Source organism: Nocardia sp. Tas62D01 (genome assembly GCF_055232035.1).
In genome coordinates this window covers 1,329,551-1,344,908 of record NZ_JBUYUZ010000001.1, presented here as the reverse complement: position 1 = coordinate 1,344,908, position 15,358 = coordinate 1,329,551, and the positions used below count along the sequence as shown (strand labels likewise).

18 protein-coding genes are annotated in these 15,358 nt (G+C 66.4%); 8 read left to right on the top strand and 10 right to left on the bottom strand.

Features of this window, described 5'->3' with window-relative positions; all coding sequences use genetic code 11:
* The first annotated feature begins 14 nt into the window (after nucleotides 1-14).
* On the top strand, nucleotides 15-1,145 hold the full coding sequence (locus ACV7NQ_RS06480; RefSeq protein ID WP_463358786.1) for an NDMA-dependent alcohol dehydrogenase: 1,131 nt from the start codon (nucleotides 15-17) through the stop codon (nucleotides 1,143-1,145).
* A 7-nt stretch (nucleotides 1,146-1,152) separates the two neighbouring features.
* On the opposite strand, the gene ACV7NQ_RS06475 is transcribed toward ACV7NQ_RS06480, so the two are convergent.
* Nucleotides 1,153-1,290, bottom strand: a complete 138-nt coding sequence (locus ACV7NQ_RS06475) for a hypothetical protein (protein ID WP_463358785.1) — start codon at nucleotides 1,288-1,290, stop codon at nucleotides 1,153-1,155.
* Between the two features lie 259 nt (nucleotides 1,291-1,549).
* Between ACV7NQ_RS06475 and ACV7NQ_RS06470 the strand changes: the two genes are divergently transcribed.
* Both ACV7NQ_RS06470 and ACV7NQ_RS06465 read left to right on the top strand, forming a co-directional pair.
* The gene (locus ACV7NQ_RS06470) at nucleotides 1,550-2,383 is read left to right on the top strand and encodes a serine hydrolase domain-containing protein (protein WP_463358784.1); all 834 of its coding nucleotides are present in this window, start codon (nucleotides 1,550-1,552) and stop codon (nucleotides 2,381-2,383) included.
* 121 nt (nucleotides 2,384-2,504) lie between these two features.
* Entirely contained in the window at nucleotides 2,505-3,035 is a 531-nt protein-coding gene (locus ACV7NQ_RS06465) for a DUF3145 domain-containing protein (protein WP_463358783.1), read from the top strand.
* A 276-nt stretch (nucleotides 3,036-3,311) separates the two neighbouring features.
* Here ACV7NQ_RS06465 and ACV7NQ_RS06460 read toward each other — a convergent pair whose 3' ends face one another.
* Nucleotides 3,312-3,671: a hypothetical protein gene (locus ACV7NQ_RS06460; RefSeq protein ID WP_463358782.1), complete on the bottom strand. Its 360-nt coding sequence runs from the start codon at nucleotides 3,669-3,671 to the stop codon at nucleotides 3,312-3,314.
* A 303-nt stretch (nucleotides 3,672-3,974) separates the two neighbouring features.
* Between ACV7NQ_RS06460 and ACV7NQ_RS06455 the strand changes: the two genes are divergently transcribed.
* Nucleotides 3,975-4,115: a hypothetical protein gene (locus tag ACV7NQ_RS06455; protein WP_463358781.1), complete on the top strand. Its 141-nt coding sequence runs from the start codon at nucleotides 3,975-3,977 to the stop codon at nucleotides 4,113-4,115.
* On the opposite strand, the gene ACV7NQ_RS06450 is transcribed toward ACV7NQ_RS06455, so the two are convergent.
* Nucleotides 4,105-4,362 (bottom strand): hypothetical protein, encoded by a 258-nt coding sequence (locus ACV7NQ_RS06450; protein ID WP_463358780.1) that lies wholly within the window; start codon nucleotides 4,360-4,362, stop codon nucleotides 4,105-4,107. The two genes, ACV7NQ_RS06455 and ACV7NQ_RS06450, sit on opposite strands and share 11 nt — an antisense overlap.
* Before the next feature lie 172 nt (nucleotides 4,363-4,534).
* Nucleotides 4,535-5,092, bottom strand: a complete 558-nt coding sequence (locus ACV7NQ_RS06445; RefSeq protein WP_463358779.1) for an ester cyclase — start codon at nucleotides 5,090-5,092, stop codon at nucleotides 4,535-4,537.
* A gap of 97 nt (nucleotides 5,093-5,189) precedes the next feature.
* On the opposite strand from ACV7NQ_RS06445, the gene ACV7NQ_RS06440 reads away from it, so the two are divergent.
* The gene (locus ACV7NQ_RS06440) at nucleotides 5,190-5,909 is read left to right on the top strand and encodes a TetR/AcrR family transcriptional regulator C-terminal domain-containing protein (RefSeq protein ID WP_463358778.1); all 720 of its coding nucleotides are present in this window, start codon (nucleotides 5,190-5,192) and stop codon (nucleotides 5,907-5,909) included.
* An 87-nt stretch (nucleotides 5,910-5,996) separates the two neighbouring features.
* Here ACV7NQ_RS06440 and ACV7NQ_RS06435 read toward each other — a convergent pair whose 3' ends face one another.
* The 5 genes from ACV7NQ_RS06435 to ACV7NQ_RS06415 are packed head-to-tail and all read right to left on the bottom strand — an operon-like array spanning nucleotide 5,997 to nucleotide 10,084.
* Nucleotides 5,997-6,386 (bottom strand): Fur family transcriptional regulator, encoded by a 390-nt coding sequence (locus ACV7NQ_RS06435; protein WP_463358777.1) that lies wholly within the window; start codon nucleotides 6,384-6,386, stop codon nucleotides 5,997-5,999.
* Between the two features lie 25 nt (nucleotides 6,387-6,411).
* Nucleotides 6,412-7,314, bottom strand: coding sequence for a metal ABC transporter permease (locus ACV7NQ_RS06430; RefSeq protein WP_463358776.1), 903 nt, complete (start codon nucleotides 7,312-7,314; stop codon nucleotides 6,412-6,414).
* On the bottom strand, nucleotides 7,311-8,231 hold the full coding sequence (locus ACV7NQ_RS06425) for a metal ABC transporter permease (RefSeq protein WP_463358775.1): 921 nt from the start codon (nucleotides 8,229-8,231) through the stop codon (nucleotides 7,311-7,313). The genes ACV7NQ_RS06430 and ACV7NQ_RS06425 overlap by 4 nt, the downstream gene beginning before the upstream one ends.
* The gene (locus ACV7NQ_RS06420) at nucleotides 8,228-9,142 is read right to left on the bottom strand and encodes a metal ABC transporter ATP-binding protein (RefSeq protein WP_463358774.1); all 915 of its coding nucleotides are present in this window, start codon (nucleotides 9,140-9,142) and stop codon (nucleotides 8,228-8,230) included. Before ACV7NQ_RS06420 ends, ACV7NQ_RS06425 begins: the two co-directional genes overlap by 4 nt.
* 9 nt (nucleotides 9,143-9,151) lie before the next feature.
* On the bottom strand, nucleotides 9,152-10,084 hold the full coding sequence (locus tag ACV7NQ_RS06415; protein WP_463358773.1) for a metal ABC transporter solute-binding protein, Zn/Mn family: 933 nt from the start codon (nucleotides 10,082-10,084) through the stop codon (nucleotides 9,152-9,154).
* A gap of 790 nt (nucleotides 10,085-10,874) precedes the next feature.
* On the opposite strand from ACV7NQ_RS06415, the gene ACV7NQ_RS06410 reads away from it, so the two are divergent.
* A complete protein-coding gene (locus ACV7NQ_RS06410) occupies nucleotides 10,875-11,354 on the top strand; it encodes a GNAT family N-acetyltransferase (RefSeq protein WP_463358772.1) in 480 nt (159 codons plus the stop codon).
* A gap of 647 nt (nucleotides 11,355-12,001) precedes the next feature.
* Nucleotides 12,002-12,739 (top strand): SDR family NAD(P)-dependent oxidoreductase, encoded by a 738-nt coding sequence (locus tag ACV7NQ_RS06405; RefSeq protein WP_463358771.1) that lies wholly within the window; start codon nucleotides 12,002-12,004, stop codon nucleotides 12,737-12,739.
* Between the two features lie 169 nt (nucleotides 12,740-12,908).
* Here the strand turns inward: ACV7NQ_RS06405 and ACV7NQ_RS06400 are convergent, their stop codons facing one another.
* Nucleotides 12,909-14,237 (bottom strand): transposase, encoded by a 1,329-nt coding sequence (locus tag ACV7NQ_RS06400; RefSeq protein ID WP_463358770.1) that lies wholly within the window; start codon nucleotides 14,235-14,237, stop codon nucleotides 12,909-12,911.
* Nucleotides 14,238-14,513: 276 nt separating this feature from the next.
* On the opposite strand from ACV7NQ_RS06400, the gene ACV7NQ_RS06395 reads away from it, so the two are divergent.
* Nucleotides 14,514-15,272: a MerR family transcriptional regulator gene (locus ACV7NQ_RS06395; protein ID WP_463358769.1), complete on the top strand. Its 759-nt coding sequence runs from the start codon at nucleotides 14,514-14,516 to the stop codon at nucleotides 15,270-15,272.
* Nucleotides 15,273-15,358 lie beyond the last annotated feature (86 nt).

Here is a 15,358-nt window from a genome sequence, read left to right as displayed (position 1 = left end):
AGAGGTCGACAGGAATGAAGACGAAAGGCGCGATCCTCTGGGGGATCGACCAGCCGTGGTCGGTGGAGGAGATCGAGGTCGGCGATCCGGTCGCCGGCGAGGTGCAGATTCGGATGGAAACCGCCGGAATGTGCCACTCGGACCATCACGTCGTGACCGGTGCGACTCCGATGCCCGGCTATCCGGTGATGGGTGGCCACGAGGGTGCGGGCGTGATCACCAAGCTCGGCCCGAACACGCCCGCCGACCTACAGGTCGGCGACCATGTGATCCTGTCGTTCATCCCCGCGTGTGGTCGCTGTCCGGCCTGCGTGAGCGGCAACATGGCACTGTGCGACCTGGGCATGGGACTGCTGATGGGTCAGGCGATCAGCGACGGCACCTACCGGATCCAGGCGCGCGGCGAGAACGTCATTCCGATGTGCCTGCTCGGCACCTTCGCGCCGTACATGACGGTGCACCACACCTCGGTCGTGAAGATCGACCCGAGCATCCCGTTCGAGGTGGCCTGCCTGGTCGGCTGCGGCGTGCCTACCGGTTTCGGCTCCTCCACCCACGTCGCCCAGGTCAAGCCGGGCGATACCGTGGTGATCGCGGGTATCGGCGGCGTCGGCATGAGCGCGCTGCAGGGCGCGGTGCTGTCGGGTGCGTCCAAAGTCATTGCGATCGATCCGAATCCGTGGAAGCGGGAGCAGGCGCAGAAGTTCGGCGCCACCCACACCTACGAGAGCATGGCCGCCGCGATCATGCCGATGATCGACGTCACCGAGGGGCGGATGGCCGAGAAGGTCATCCTCACCATGGGCGAAATGCACGGCGACTACGTCGAAGAGGGCCTGATTCTCACTGCCAAGGCGGGCACCCTGGTGATCACGTCGATGGGCCGGATGGACGCCGGCGACGTCAAGATGAACAGCTTCCTGCTGTCCATGCTGCAGAAGACGGTGAAGGGCTGCATCTTCGGCGGTGGCAACGCCCGCCAGGATGCCCCGCGCCTGCTGTCGCTGTACAAGGCGGGCCAGCTGAACCTGGACGACATGGTGACCCGCAGCTACGCGCTGGAAGAGATCAACCAGGGCTACCAGGACATGTTGGACGGCAAGAACATTCGCGGCATCATCAAGTACACCGAGGCCGACTGGTAAACGATCCTCAGGCGTTGCAGCGCAGCAGTGCCTCGCGCAGGTTGCGGCTGCGCATGTCGTCGTGCTGGTCGAAGTTGCGGCGGAATGCGTCGGCGACGGGTCCGAACCCGGGACTCGAGTTCGCCGTGGATTGTGGGGCGTTCACTCATGGTGCGTCGATGTTGACATCCCTGCTCGCCGAAAGCCCGAGTGGGTTCCTTCGAAAAGGCTGAGCGCGAAAAGGCTGAGCGGGTTCCGCTTCGCCGGGGCGGCCCACGGACAGTGCGAAGGAGTTTCGAGCGGGGTGCGTCAAAAGGCATGAGCGGCATTGCTCGGTCGCGCTGCGCCGATCATCCGGTGGGCGTTTCCGGCGCGACGCACCGGCCCACGTTCCGGTAAGGACGTCCATCTCCTACGCTCGCTGGATGCGTTCATTCGAGCAGATCAAGGATTGGCCCGTTCGGCATGCGTCGGCGGGTTTCGTCGCCCGCGACGGGGTCACGGAAACGGCGGGCGACGTCGATAGGGTATTTCCGCTCGCCTCGGTGACCAAGCCGTTGGTCGCCTACGCCGTGCTGGTCGCGGTGGAGGAGGGCGGGATCGAACTCGACCAGCCCGCGGGCCCGCCCGGTTCCACCGTGCGACATCTGCTCGCGCACACCTCCGGACTTGCCTTCGACACCACCGATGTGCTGGCCGCCCCCGGCACCCGCCGGCTCTACTCCAGCGCGGGCTTCGAGGTGCTGGCGGCGTTCGTCGCCGAGCAGACCGGGATCGGGTTCCCGGAGTACCTGCACGACGCGGTGTTCGAGCCGTTAGGGATGAGCGCGTCGGTACTGGCTGGGGCTGCCGGGCACGCTGGTCGGTCGACCGCCACGGATCTGACGCGTTTCGCGGCGGAATTGCTGAATCCTCGGTTGATCTCCGCGCAGACGCACGCCGAGGCGACCTCGGTCCAATTTCCCGGGCTCAACGGTGTGCTGCCTGGTTACGGTTCGCAGCGTCCGAACGACTGGGGGCTCGGTTTCGAGATTCGCGACGGCAAATCGCCGCACTGGACCGGCGGGAGGAATTCGCCTGGCACCTACGGCCATTTCGGACAATCCGGCACATTCCTGTGGGTCGATCCCACATTAGGAGTGGCGAGTATCGCGCTGACCGACGAGAATTTCGGCGACTGGGCGCGGGAGGCTTGGCCGGTCTTCTCCGATGCGATGATCGCGGAGTCGACACTCGCACGGAATGGGGTACCGAAGTAACACGATAGAACATGCTTCCGAAGTAACACGTGTAACTCCGGGCACTCCAGTACACTCGGGCAACGCCAGCTCGACGGGTCGTTGGGGAAGACGTCCCTCGTCGAAGCTGGAGGTGTTAGTGGTGCGCGCATCGAGTCAGTTCGCGGATACGACGGCGGGTGTGGTCTACATCCACTCGTCGCCTGCCGCGCTGTGCCCACACATCGAATGGGCACTTACCTCGGCCCTGGCCGCACCCGCCAAACTGCGCTGGACCGCGCAGCCCGTCGACGGCCATTTGCGCGCAACCAGTGATTGGATCGGCCCCGTCGGCACCGCCGCCCGGATAGCTCAGGCCTTGCGGTTCTGGCCGGTGCTGCGTTTCGAGGTCACCGAGGACCCCAGCGACGGCGTCGACGGTGAGCGCTACAGCTTCGTCCCAACCCTCGGCCTCTGGCACGGTTCCACCAGCGCCAACGGCGATGTCACCCTGGGCGAAATGCGCCTGCGCGCCCTCCTCCAAGCTTCCCGAAAGCTAGGCAAATACTCCTACGACCTCGCCACCGAAATAGACAGCGCCCTCGGCACCCCCTGGGACGAAGACCTCGAAAGCTACCGCGGCGGCATCGAAACCGGCGCCGAAGTCACCTGGCTGCGCCGCGATGTCGGCTGAAATGCGTAGGGTCGGCCGATGAGCCATAGGAATATCTTCCGGGCTTCAATAGTGGCCACGCTGACATCGCGCCCCTGTTCGTCGAGGCTGATCCATGGGCCGGTGGCCGATACCGGATTCACCGCCCGCGATGACCCAGCTGCTTCGATCGAGCGCCAATCCGTCCAGCGCCCTGGACACCCAGAACCCGGCACGGTCGAGACGCGCTCAGGCCATACCGGAGGGACACCCGGCACAGCCAGCCCGCGCGTCTGGAACCCGCACTGTTATTGACGACTATCGGCTTCCGCCCGAGCCCCAGCCGCCACCCCGGCCGTCACCCCAGCCGCCACCCCAGCCGCCACCCCGGCCGTCACCCCAGCCACCCCAGCCACCCCAGCCGCCACCTCGGCCGTCACCTCGGCCGGCGCCTCGGCCGTCACCCCAGGCGCCGTGATTGCCGCCGTGATCGCCGCCGTGATCGCCGCCGCCGCGGTATCCGGCCGGGACAATATGGCCGGCCACGGCTGACGGCGCGGTGGCGATCGCTGCTGGCGGAGCCGAAACGGGATCGGCCAGGGCCGTCGGTGCGGCGGCGACAGCTACCATGGCAGTCCCCGCCGCCAACACTCGTGTGGTGCAGCTTCTGATTCGCATGGTCGCACTCCTTCGATGGCCCTATCTGTATCCATTCAGAGTTGCGCCCCAGCGAACCCATGTCATTACCGCTGACATCCATCCATGCTTCCCCACCAGCTGGGGTCCCTGCCTCCTGTCAGCAGCCAGCGGCGCCGTCGGAAGCTCGCCATCGCGGCACCGACCGCGCTCATCACGCGCGTGATCGCATGCCTCGGTGATCGGTGGTGTGTAGATGATGAACCCGCACCGGACTGGCGGTAGGCACTTATTCCAAGGAGTTGGGTGCGCCGCTGTTGCAATTCGGCGGTTGGTGTTGCGGCGATGGCGGTGTGGGGGCATCACGGGGGTTTGCTGAGCCGTCGGTCGTTCCGGTTCGTCGCCTTGAACAAGCGCGCCTTGGAAGCCGCGGCCTGGGAACCGGACGATCCCCGCATCGCCGAACTCGCCACCTTCAGTCCTTAGCGATCGCGGCCAAGTCCTTGCGGGATGCGTAGCGGCGTCTTTGGGCGTTGACCACGAGCAGGTCGGGCTCGGCGTGGTTCCAAAGTTGTTGTAGTCGTTGGTGATTGGCCTTGACTTTGCGCCAGTCGTAGGCGACGACGCGTTCCATGCCGGTGAGCGTTCTGGGTGCGTGACTGGTGTCGTCGACTTGGGCGTGGTGGTAGAACGAGTCGCCGGCGTGGAGTATCCAGTGTCGGCCGGCGTCCACCGCGATCGCGGCGTGGCCGCGGGTGTGGCCGGGCTGGTTGATCAGGACGATGCCAGGGGCGATGTGCCGCAGTTGAGGTGGTGTACGCGCACTGGCAGACTGCCTGTCGAGTTTGAGCAGTTCCGGGTCGATGGTGATAACAGGTTGGGACCCGTGACGGCCGGGGCGTGGGTCAGGCGTTCAGGTCGGGTGGGGTGGTGTTGAGCAGGCGCGGGTCCGGTTCGCTGGAGAGTGCGGCCAGGCCGCGTAGTGCCCGAATAAGGGTGGGCCACGACCGGGGGTTCTTGAGGTTGAGTCCGCCGAGGAGCTGTCGGAGCATGGTCAGGCTATCGAAGTAGACGCGCTCGCAGACCAGGTTCTCGTCGGCGTCGAAGATGAAGTAGGCCGTCATCCGCACCCGGAAACGCTGGCCGGTCGGCGGTATGCCGCCGAGTGGGCCCTTATGGGTACCGATCAGCCAAAATTCGACGATGACCGCATCAGCGCTGTGGCGCAGCGCGATTATCTCATGGTCCTGATCGGGGAATGCCGCCCGCGAATCGTGATAGTAGCCACGTACCGCGGCGTCGCCGTCGTGCACGGTGAGCGTCGGGATCAGTTCGTAGTGTGGGTGCGGGAAGGTGGACAGCACGTCGTCCCACTGCTGGACGACCTCGTCGTGGAAGTGGTCGAGCACGAGCTTCTGCCTGGTGCGCAGGATGTCGGGGGCAGGGATGTCGAACTGGCTCATCGGGTGTTCCGGTCCTCCTGATCCAATTTACCCACAACGTGGGTTTTATGAGTGACACATTAATCCACGCTGTGGATTTGTCCAATGGCGGGGCATCATGGGCTTCGTGAGCACGACCGAACGCCGCAGTCCGACCGATCAGGCGCAGCAGGCCCGGCGCGGACGGCCACCGAAAGGGGCGACGCAACTGTCCAGGGAGGCGATCCTCAACGCCGCCATCGAGGTCATCGACACCGCCGGGGTCGCGTCGATCACGATGCGGTCGGTGGCTCGGCAACTGGGGGTAGACGCCAAGAGCCTCTACAACCATGTCGATGGCAAGGACCACCTGCTGGACGTGGTTGCCGAGCGCGTACTCGCCGGCATGGATATTCCCGAGCCGACCGGCGCGACCGGTGACGACCTGCGCGCCATCGCACACGCCTTTCGCGCCCGCACACTCCAATATCCACAGGCCGCGACGCTCGTCCTGACCCGGCAGTTGTCGTCGTTCGCCGGACTCGCGCCCGTCGAGGCGGTGCTGTTCGTGCTGCGCGCCGCTGATTTCTCTCCGGAGGAGGCCGTGCACCTGCTGCGCACCTTCGTCGCCACCCTGATCGGCTCCATCTTGCGCGAGGTCAACGCCGGACCGACATTCGGCGTCAGCGACGCCGAGGGCATCGCCCGTCGCCGCGCTGTGCTCGAACAGTCGGGACTGCCGACCGTCAGCGAAGCGGCCGTCTATCTCGCCCGGTTCGACAGCGAAGCCGAATTCGACTTCACCATCAACCTCACCATCGCTAACGTGCTCGCCCGCCTACCCGCCACGAAAGCCTGATATCGACTGCGGAACCCGGACTCGAAACCGCCTGCTGTAGTGCTGCGTGACGCGCGTTCAACGAACGTCCGGAACTGCCTGGCACCGTCAATCCGACGTTCCGGACCCGCACTGGGGGCAGGTGCCGTAGAGGTCGAGTTGGTGGGTGACGTCGGTGTAGTGGTGTTGGCGCGCAATGTGATCGGTGTGGTGTTCGACGTCGTCGAGGGTGAATCGCTCCGCACGGCCGCAGCTGCGGCACAGCAGGTAGTGGTGGTGGCCGGCGCGGTCGCGGACCCGGTAGAGGAATTCGCCGTCTTCGGTGCGTTGGGTTTCTACGAGTTGCTGGTCGGTGAGCCGGTGCAGAATGCGGTAGACGCTGGTCAGTCCGATGCCGATGGCCGCGTCACCCCGGAGTTCGGCGTGGAGCTGCTGGGCGCTGCGGAAGCGGTCACTGCGCCGCAGCACATCCAGCACGGCACGCTGGCGCACGGTCACGCGGCGGCCGCGCACCGACGGGCGCTCAGCTGGTGGACGGTCCGGTTGCCACATAGGCGCGGGCTCGGTATCGGCGTAGTCGGTTGAGGAGGACAGCGGCGAGGTAGCCGCCCGCGGCGACGGCCATGATGGTGAAGCTGGCCGGTGCGGCAGGGATCGCGTAGGACAGGGTGATGCCGGCCCAGACGGCGATGGTGGCCAGTGCCGCGGACAACCAGAACGCCCGCCACGGTCGCGTGGTGAGTCGCGCTGCGGCAGCAGCAGGGGCGGCGAGCAGGCCCAAAACGACTACCGCGCCGACGATTTGGGTGGCCTCGGCGACTGTGGCACCGACGATGGCGAGGAACAACGCGCCCAGGACACGGACCGGGACACCCGTGGCCCGGGCGACGGCGGGATCGATCGTGGCGAACAACAGCGGCCGCGATATCGCCAGCAGTACGGCACCGGCACCGGCCGCGATGAGGACCGCCGTCAGCGCGGCGGTGCCGCTGATCCCGAAGATGCTGCCGAACAGGACGTTGACGTTCGCGTTGCCGTTGCCGCCGCTGCGGTGGGTGGTGTAGTAGGTCAGGAACAGCACCCCGAGTCCCAGCATCCAGGCGAAGAACGATCCGATCGCGACATCGTCGGCGGTGCCGCGGGCACCACCCGTGCCGAGTGCGAGTCCCGCGACCACAGTGGCGGCGAAAAGGCCGATCCGCGGGTCGATTCCGGCGGCGAGGGCGGCCATGGCACCGGTGTAGGCGACGTGGCCGAGGGCATCACCGGCGAAGACCTCGCCGCGCTGGACAACGAAGTAGCCGACCAGCCCGCACAGGATCGCGACGGCGGTCCCGGCGGCGAGCGCATGGGTGATGAAGGGGTGCGACAGCATGGTCGTCAACCCGGTCAGCGGATCCGCGCTGCGGATGTCCGGCGTGTTCATGCGGCGACCTTTTCCGCTGCGTACTCGGGCTGGGGTTGCGATGTTCGGGCGTGTCGCCGTCGCCACCGATCGACCGCTGCTCGGTAGCCGGCGCAAACCAGGTAGCAGCCGAAAGCGAAACTGCTGACCCAGAACCCGATCGGATACGAGGAGAAGAACGCGAAACCCATGCCCACCCAAGTGACGGTGAGCGCGATCGCGATCGACACGGCGATCCCGATACCGGGGTGGCTGGTGAGCTGGTGCGCGGCCGCCGCGGGTGCGACGAGCAACGCGAAAACCAGCAGGCTCCCGGTGACCTGGCTGGTCCCGGCCGCGGCGACGCCAAGCAGCAGCAAGAACGCCGCGCCGACCATTCGCACCGGAACACCTTGGGCAGCAGCGGTTTCCGTGTCAACGGAGGCCCACAGCAGCGGCCTACCTAGCAACAGGAGCAACAGCAGACACGGGACAGCGGCGAGCAGCAACAAGGTGACCTGGTCGTCGGTGATCCCGGCGATGGTGCCGAACAGCAGGTTCGTCAAACCCGAGAGGAAACCTTTGTAGAGGCTCACGAACAGCATGCCCGTGGCAAGCGCGAAAGCTTGCACGGTGCCGATGATGGCCGGCTGCTCACCGCTGTGGCGGGACCGAGCCGCCGATGGCAATGCGGCGATCACCAGCGCGGCACCGACGCAGGCGGCGAAATAGCCGTACCCGGCCGACACTCCGAGCCAGGTGGCGGCCGCGGCGCCCGGGAAGCCGACCACAGCCAGGGTATGCCCGGCGAAGCTTTCGCGCCGCAACACCATCACCCAACCCACCGCCCCGGCCACCACCGCGACGATCGTGCCCGCACGCAGGGCATTGACCATGAACGGATACGCCATCATCTGCCGCAGATCATGCAGCAGATTCCACGTGGCGACCGGATTCACAGGCCATGCCTCGCAATCGAATCCGAGACGCCGTGCTCGGCAGGCACATCGGGTTGCCCGACGACCACCAACCGGCCGGTGCTGTCACGCAGCACCTCGATCGGAATGCCGTACAGAGCGGTCAGCTTCTCCCCGGTGATCACCTGCTCGGGAGTGCCGCTCAAAGCTGTTCCGCGCGCAACGTATACGAGGCGATCGAGGTAGGGCAGGATCGGATTCACATCGTGGGCGACCATCATGACCGCAACCTGTTCGGCTCGACAGATATCGCGGACCAGGGCACTGATCCCAGCCTGGCTCGGCACGTCGAGGCTGTCGAGTGGTTCATCGAGCAACAGCAGGCGCGGACGCCGAATCAAGGCCTGCGCGATCAACAGTCGCTGCTGCTCACCCCCGGAGCACTGCCCGATCGGCCGATGCGCATACGCGCTCGCGCCGACGAGTTCGATCACCTCACGCAGCCGCTGTTGACGTGCCCTGAACCGTTCGGGTGTCAACAGTCGCGACAGCCACGGGATCGGCGTCCCCCAGCGGGCGCCGTCGAGGCCGAGCCGCACGATGTCGATGCCGCGGATACGCACGTCCGCATCGAACGTGCGGCGCTGCGGCAGGTAGCCGATGCGGGCATTGCGCCGCCCCGAGCGGGCACCGAGGACCTCGACGGTGCCCGCGACCGTCGGTGTCAAACCGAGAATGACGTTGAGCAGGGTGGACTTTCCCGCCCCGTTCGGCCCGAGCACGGCCACGAACTGCCCGGGAGCCACCTCGAAGGACACATCCGACCAAATCCGCTTGCCGCCCAGCACCGCGGCGGCCCCCCGCAACCGAATCGCGGGAGCGGGGGGTGCGGCGTCATCTGCCACAGTGTCCGGAGTTGCCGCGACATCATCCATCGCGGCCCTCGCCTCCATGCCGATCACTTACTTACCGGTCGCCGTGTGCAACGCCTCTTCCAGCGCCGTCAACTGGCTCACTTGCCAATCCTGGAACGACACGTTTTCCGGGGCAAGGGTTTCGGTCACCGTCGCCACCGCGATGTCCTGCTTCTTGACCGCGTCGACCTGGCCTTGCACGTCCGGTGTGCTGTTCTGGCTGTTGTACACGTATACCTTGATCGCCTTGGTGGCGATCTGCTGATCGATGGTGGCCTTGTCCGCGGGCGCGGGGTCGGTGCCCTCGCTGATCGCCTGCAGGAACGTGGGCGGGGTGATCAGGTTGAGGCCCAACGCTTCCGAGAGCGGAGTGACGATCGATTCGCTCGCGCCGACCGGGGTGCCCGCGTACTTGGTCTTGATGTCGGTGATCAGGCTGTGGTATTTCGCCAGACCCTCGTCGAGGAACTTCTGCCGCTGCTGGTCGAAGTATGCCGCGTCGGCAGGATCGGCCTTCTTGTAGTCCGCGGTGATCGTGTCCACGACCTTGGCGACCGTATCGGGTGAGTACCACTGGTGCGGGTTACCGTCATCGGCGACACCGACCTGCTTGCCGACATTCAGCACGGTGCGATCGGTGGCCGGGTTCGCCGTGATCAGCTTGTCGATCCAGGCGTCATAGCCGATCCCGTTGGCTATCACGACTTTTGCGCCCGCGATCGTGCGGGCGTCCGCCGGAGACGCCTCGTAGTCGTGCGGGTCGGTGTCCGGGTTGCTGATGATGCTCGTCGCGTGCACCTTGTCACCGCCCAGCTGGGCGGCGATGCTGCCCCAGGCGTTGATGGTCGCCACCACCTCGAGCTTGCCCGAACTCGGACCGGACGAATCCGGCGACGTACTGCACGCCGTCCCCATCGCGATAATCGCGGCAGCGCATACCGCCGCGCCCAGCAAACGTTTGTTGTAACTCAGACCAGCCATCGTGCATCCCTCATCAGTTCTGAAACTGAAAATCATTGTCAGCAATCTAACAGACCCTCCTCCGATTCGCGAGCCCGGTTTCCGAACTTCCACCTGGAAAGATTTGCAGGCCCAAGCAACTGGTCAGACAATCGTCAGCGACCGAACCGGATGATCTTCCGGGCACCGCCGCGACGCGCGACACCCAACCGCGGCCATCCAAACCGTGCAGCTGGAAATCCCCATCTGGCAGCAGCGCGCGCTGCCGCGTCGTCCCAGGTGCGGGGTGGAGGTCTTGGACGGCGTGGGCGAATTCTTGAATCTTCTCTCGTCCGACCTCGTAGTAGTCGTCGGTGCGATGGTGTCGGTCCATGCTCGAGGGAGTCTCCGTGCGGTGAAGAGTCGCTGGCCGAGCACTGCCAGCGGGTGGTCCGCTGCTGGCAACACGGGCCAAGGATGCAGGTCGGCTGCGGTGAGTTCGTCGAGCCATTCGTGTTCGTGCAGGAAGATCCGTTCGGTTCCGGTGCGGACATCGGTCCGGCCGGGTTGGGTCTGGCCCGGCTTCGCGGACATGAGGAAGTGCATGGAGGTGAGCGAGCCGCCGGTAGGTGTCGGGGTGGTAGGCACTTGGTCGCCCTGCCGTAACCGTCGGCAGTCCCTGACATCGGTTCGGGTCTGGCGTCCGGGACAATGGGGCGCTGTGTCTGCCGAGGAACTTGCCGTCGAACCACCTGCCAGGACGCGGCCGCTTGCAACCGCGGCATCGGAAAAAGGCGTTGCGACCGGACCCACCGACGGCGAGGCTACCTGGATGACCGGACACGAGCAGGATCGGCAGATCCACACAGCTGCCGTATCCGACGCGGCCACCGTCGCCGCGCTGCTGGACGCCTTCAACCGCGAATTCGACACGCCCACACCGGGAATAGAGATGCTCACCGCACGCCTATGCCGCACCCTGGCCAGCGGCGACTTGGTGGCCCTGCTGGGCGGCAAACCGGCCGCCGGCATCGCGGTCGTCTCCTTCCGCCCCGCCGTGTGGACCGACGGACCGGTGGCCCTCCTGGAGGAGCTGTACGTACGGCCCGCCCTGCGCCGTAGACGCCTCGGTCACGCTCTACTGGAAGCGGCTTGCCACTTGGCCCGCACCCGGGGCGCCGAGGAATTGCAGATCAACGTCGATGGCGTCGACACCGACGCCCGCCGCTTCTACGAAGCCCACGGCTTCCGCCACACCGAACCCGGCGCACCCGAACCGATGTACTTCTACTACCGTGACCTCACCGACTGAACGCTTGCGAACAGATCTAGAGACAGCCCTGGCCCGTCGAGCTGGACGACGATGACGACGGCGCGGACCGCCCGATGTAGGACGTGTCCGCGGATGGCTTACTTGGATTCGACTCGTCCGACCGGGTTGGGCCGGTCGTCAGTGCCTCACGTGCCGTGTGCCAGGCGTTGTCGCCGGGGTGGAGTTCGGTGCGGAGGTAGGCCGAGGTGAGCCGCCCGACCTCGGCGACCCGCTCGGGTTCTCGTCCGTGGTCTCGGCGACGTCGTTGCTCCTTCCAGGGACTACACGACCTCAGTCGTCCTGATGTCGACGAGCGACACCGGGGCAGCACGTACCGCCCGTGACGAGGCCCTCCAGCGCCAACGGATAACCCACCCTGCACGACCTGCTTGATCGCATCAAAACCGCATCTGCGGCCCAGCCCGCTCGGACGCCACCGCGTTGACGCTCCAGCGAGGAATTGTGGCAACGGCGGCTCGAACTCGCACACCATCGGATCAAGGAACTCGCCGAGAAAAACCTACGAACCCAACTTGCACTCGCCGCACTGCCAGCAACCAGCCGATCGGATAGCTGCGCACAGGTGGGCGTCGCGGTCCGGCGGTACCGACGGGGCGATGGCATGCTTTGGGGATGGTGACCAACGGATGAGTCGCGGCGTGCTGGTGACTGGTGCTTCTCGGGGGATCGGGCGGGCGATCGCGACGGCGTTCGCCGAGAACGGCGATCGGGTGGCGGTCCACTATTCCTCCAACCGTGCCGACGCCGAGGAGACATTACGGGGGCTGCCGGGTAAGGGGCATGTACTCGTCAGGGGTGACATCGGGTCGGCGGAGGAGGCCGAGGCAATCGTGGCCGGGGCGGTCGAGGCGCTCGGCACCGTTGAGGTGCTGGTCAATAACGCGGCGGTGAACATCGCACACCCGTTGCCGGAGACCAGCTTTGATGAGTGGCAGCGGGTCTGGCGGCAGACAGTGGACGTCAACCTGTTCGGCACCGCCAACATGTCCTATTGCGCCGTCCGGCACATGATCGACCGTGGGGTGGCCGGGCGCATTGTCAATATCGGCTCACGCGGCGCGTTCCGCGGTGAGCCCGATTTCCCCGCATACGGTGCCAGCAAGGCCGCGGTGCACGCGCTCGGGCAGTCGCTGGCAGTCGCGCTCGCACCCTACGGAATCGCCGTGGCCTCGGTCGCCCCCGGCTTCGTCGCGACCGACCGAGTCATCCACCGCGTCACCGATGAGGTCCGCGCACAAAGCCCCTTCGGCCGCGTCGCGGCCCCCGAGGAAATCGCCTCGGCCGTGCGCTATCTCGCCTCCCCCGAGGCAACCTGGACCTCTGGCGCCGTCCTGAACATCAACGGAGCCTCATACATGCACTGACCCTCTGACATGACCGGCGGCTCAGTGGTCGAGCTTCGCCCCGATCAGGTCGGCGGCCCCGACCGGCGGCTGATCACCCACTGCCGCCAGGATCTCATCGCGAGGAGGTCCGGGAGGCCTTTCAGCAGATGGAAGACCACCACAAGCTTGTCCCACAAGAGGTTGCCAACTAGGAGGCCGCTGAATAAGGGAGTTCCGGGATGGCGCTTGCGGCGGCCTGCGGTGCCCGTTTTCGTCCGGGTCTGGCAGATTTTCGGGTCTGGGGGCGGGCAGGGGCCAGCCTGCGGTCCTGTGAGGCCCTGGGTGGGTGGTGACGACGCTGGGTGGCACCCCCCCCCCGGTCACGGCCCGCTCTTTTCAGGCGGTGACCGGGGCCAGAGCCCAGACTCCTGCCGTGCGGGTGAGCCCGCGTTCGATGAGGTTGCGCAGGTTGAGGCCGGCGGTGCGGCGTGAGAGCCACGCGTGGTTGTTGGCGGTGCCGCGGTAGCGCAGTTTGAGGCGGCGACCACCCGGCTGGCGATCTGGGACACGACGCGTTCCACGTTGGGCCGGAACGTGCGGTGTACTTCTCGCGTAGTTCCGGGTCGGCGGCCCAGTCGCGGCGGGCTCGACGCAGTTCTCGATCCCGTTCGTGCAGAACGATCTTGCGGCCGGTTTTGGACTTGGTGCACTGTGCGCGCAGCGGGCAGCCGCCACACAGCGCGCCAAAGTTCGCCGTCCGGTTCGCGCGGATCGGGCGAGTGTGGCCGTCCGGGCAGCTGACGGTGCCTGCGTCTTCATCGACGGTGAAATCGTCGATGGTGAACCCGCCCTCGACCGGGGATCGCAGCGGCGGCGGTTTGATCACCGCGTCATGCCCGGCATCACCGATAGCGCCACGCAAATCGCCTGTGCCGTAAGCGGAATCGCCGAACCACTCACGCGCACCGTCCTGCGCGCGCCCGCCGTCGCCGTGTCCGGTCGTGTCATCACCGGCATCGGCGGCCAGGAACCGCTCGGCGATCGACGCATCGGAGTTCTCCGGCCCGGCGGCCTTGGTCAACGCCTCATCGGTGATGATCCCGGTCTCCGGTTCGGCGGCCACATGCGCCCGATACCCGTCGCGGCGCGCCTCCGGCGACTTGCGGGTATGACGGGCTTCGGGATCGACCTGCGAGATCACCCGCTCTGGAGCGACCCGACGCGCGATACGCCACCGCCCGTCCGTGCCGTCGGACCCCTCGGCGGGCTCCACATCCTGTCCGGTCACCAACGCCAACATTGTCAACGCCACCCGCACCGACTCCTCGGCCTCGTCCAGGTCCACCTGCCCGAACATCGCCAACAACGCGTTCGCGTCGTTGACCAGCGCCGACACCAGGGCGTCCTTCGCGCCGGGCTCGTCCCAGTCGATCACTGGTTTACCCGCGCGACTGTAATCGTGGCCGGTGCACGCCGCCGCGATCGCTTCCTCGCCGCCGGGCACGACCCGCCCGACACGACGGATCGCCGCGATCAACTGGGTTCCTGAGGGCGGTGATCAAACTGGACGCCGGACTGGGACGGCGTGCTCACCGCCGAGGACGAACGCGGCCTGACCCCGCTGTTATGGTCGCACGTACTCCCGTACGGCGAAGTCGAACCGAAACTGAACAGCCGCTTGGCCCTCGGCGGGTAGCAGCGATCGAATTCTCAGCTGATCCGGCGCTTTCCCGCTTGACCTTCACGTAATGGCAACTTTTACCGTCGAAGACGAGGCCGGACGGACCGGCCTCACACAACGATGGGAAGCGCCATGAGCTGGTCGATCGCGGATGTGGCGAGGATGTCGGGCGTCACCGCCCGCACCTTGCGGCATTACGACGACATCGGACTGCTCGAGCCCGCCTATGTGGGCACCAACGGTTACCGCTACTACGAGGAGGAGCAACTGCTGCGCCTGCAGCAGATCCTCGTCCTGCGCGAGCTCGGCCTGAGCCTCGCCGAGATCGCTGCGGCGGTCGACTCCGAGCCGGACACGCTCGCCGCCCTCAAACGGCAGCACATCCGCCTCCTCGGAGAGCGTAACCGCCTGGCGCGGATGGCTGACACCGTGGCGCGCACCATCGCCGAACTCGAAGGGAAGACGGAGATGGCAGTCAAGATCAACCGCCCGGAGAACCTGTTCGAGGGCTTCGACCACACGCAATACGACGACGAGGCCCGAGAGCGCTGGCCGGAGGAGTTCGAACAGTCCCGGCGCTCCACCGCGACGATGACCGCCGAGGACGTCGAGAGCATGCAGCGTGAGGTGACCGCGGCGATGATCCGTATGGCCGAGTTCATGGCCGCCGGCACGCCGGTCGACGACCCGGCGGTCCAGGCTGAGATCCACACGCATTACCAGGGCATGTGCCGCTTCTGGACCCCGAACCGGAGCGCGTACAAGTGCGTGGGGCAGATATACGTGGACGACGAGCGGTTCAAGACGAACTACGAGAAGATCGCCGAGGGCCTGGCCGAGTATCATCGGGACGCGATGGCGGTCTACGCGGACGAGCGGCTCGGCGAGTAGTCCTCGGCCCGGAAGCCCGGGGTATTCCGGATAATGCAGCGTCCCCTCCGCGGCCAGTGCGGAGGGGACGCTCCCATTGTCTCGGC

Excerpts from the sequence above, each read along its gene's own strand:
- ACV7NQ_RS06480 (WP_463358786.1), top strand. The coding sequence starts at position 15 with ATGAAGACGAAAGGCGCGATCCTCTGGGGGATCGACCAGCCGTGGTCG.
- ACV7NQ_RS06470 (WP_463358784.1), top strand. The coding sequence starts at position 1,550 with ATGCGTTCATTCGAGCAGATCAAGGATTGGCCCGTTCGGCATGCGTCG.
- ACV7NQ_RS06460 (WP_463358782.1), bottom strand. The coding sequence starts at position 3,671 with ATGCGAATCAGAAGCTGCACCACACGAGTGTTGGCGGCGGGGACTGCC.
- ACV7NQ_RS06455 (WP_463358781.1), top strand. The coding sequence starts at position 3,975 with ATGGCGGTGTGGGGGCATCACGGGGGTTTGCTGAGCCGTCGGTCGTTC.
- ACV7NQ_RS06445 (WP_463358779.1), bottom strand. The coding sequence starts at position 5,092 with ATGAGCCAGTTCGACATCCCTGCCCCCGACATCCTGCGCACCAGGCAG.
- ACV7NQ_RS06440 (WP_463358778.1), top strand. The coding sequence starts at position 5,190 with ATGGGCTTCGTGAGCACGACCGAACGCCGCAGTCCGACCGATCAGGCG.
- ACV7NQ_RS06430 (WP_463358776.1), bottom strand. The coding sequence starts at position 7,314 with ATGAACACGCCGGACATCCGCAGCGCGGATCCGCTGACCGGGTTGACG.
- ACV7NQ_RS06420 (WP_463358774.1), bottom strand. The coding sequence starts at position 9,142 with ATGGAGGCGAGGGCCGCGATGGATGATGTCGCGGCAACTCCGGACACT.
- ACV7NQ_RS06415 (WP_463358773.1), bottom strand. The coding sequence starts at position 10,084 with ATGGCTGGTCTGAGTTACAACAAACGTTTGCTGGGCGCGGCGGTATGC.
- ACV7NQ_RS06410 (WP_463358772.1), top strand. The coding sequence starts at position 10,875 with ATGACCGGACACGAGCAGGATCGGCAGATCCACACAGCTGCCGTATCC.
- ACV7NQ_RS06405 (WP_463358771.1), top strand. The coding sequence starts at position 12,002 with ATGAGTCGCGGCGTGCTGGTGACTGGTGCTTCTCGGGGGATCGGGCGG.
- ACV7NQ_RS06395 (WP_463358769.1), top strand. The coding sequence starts at position 14,514 with ATGAGCTGGTCGATCGCGGATGTGGCGAGGATGTCGGGCGTCACCGCC.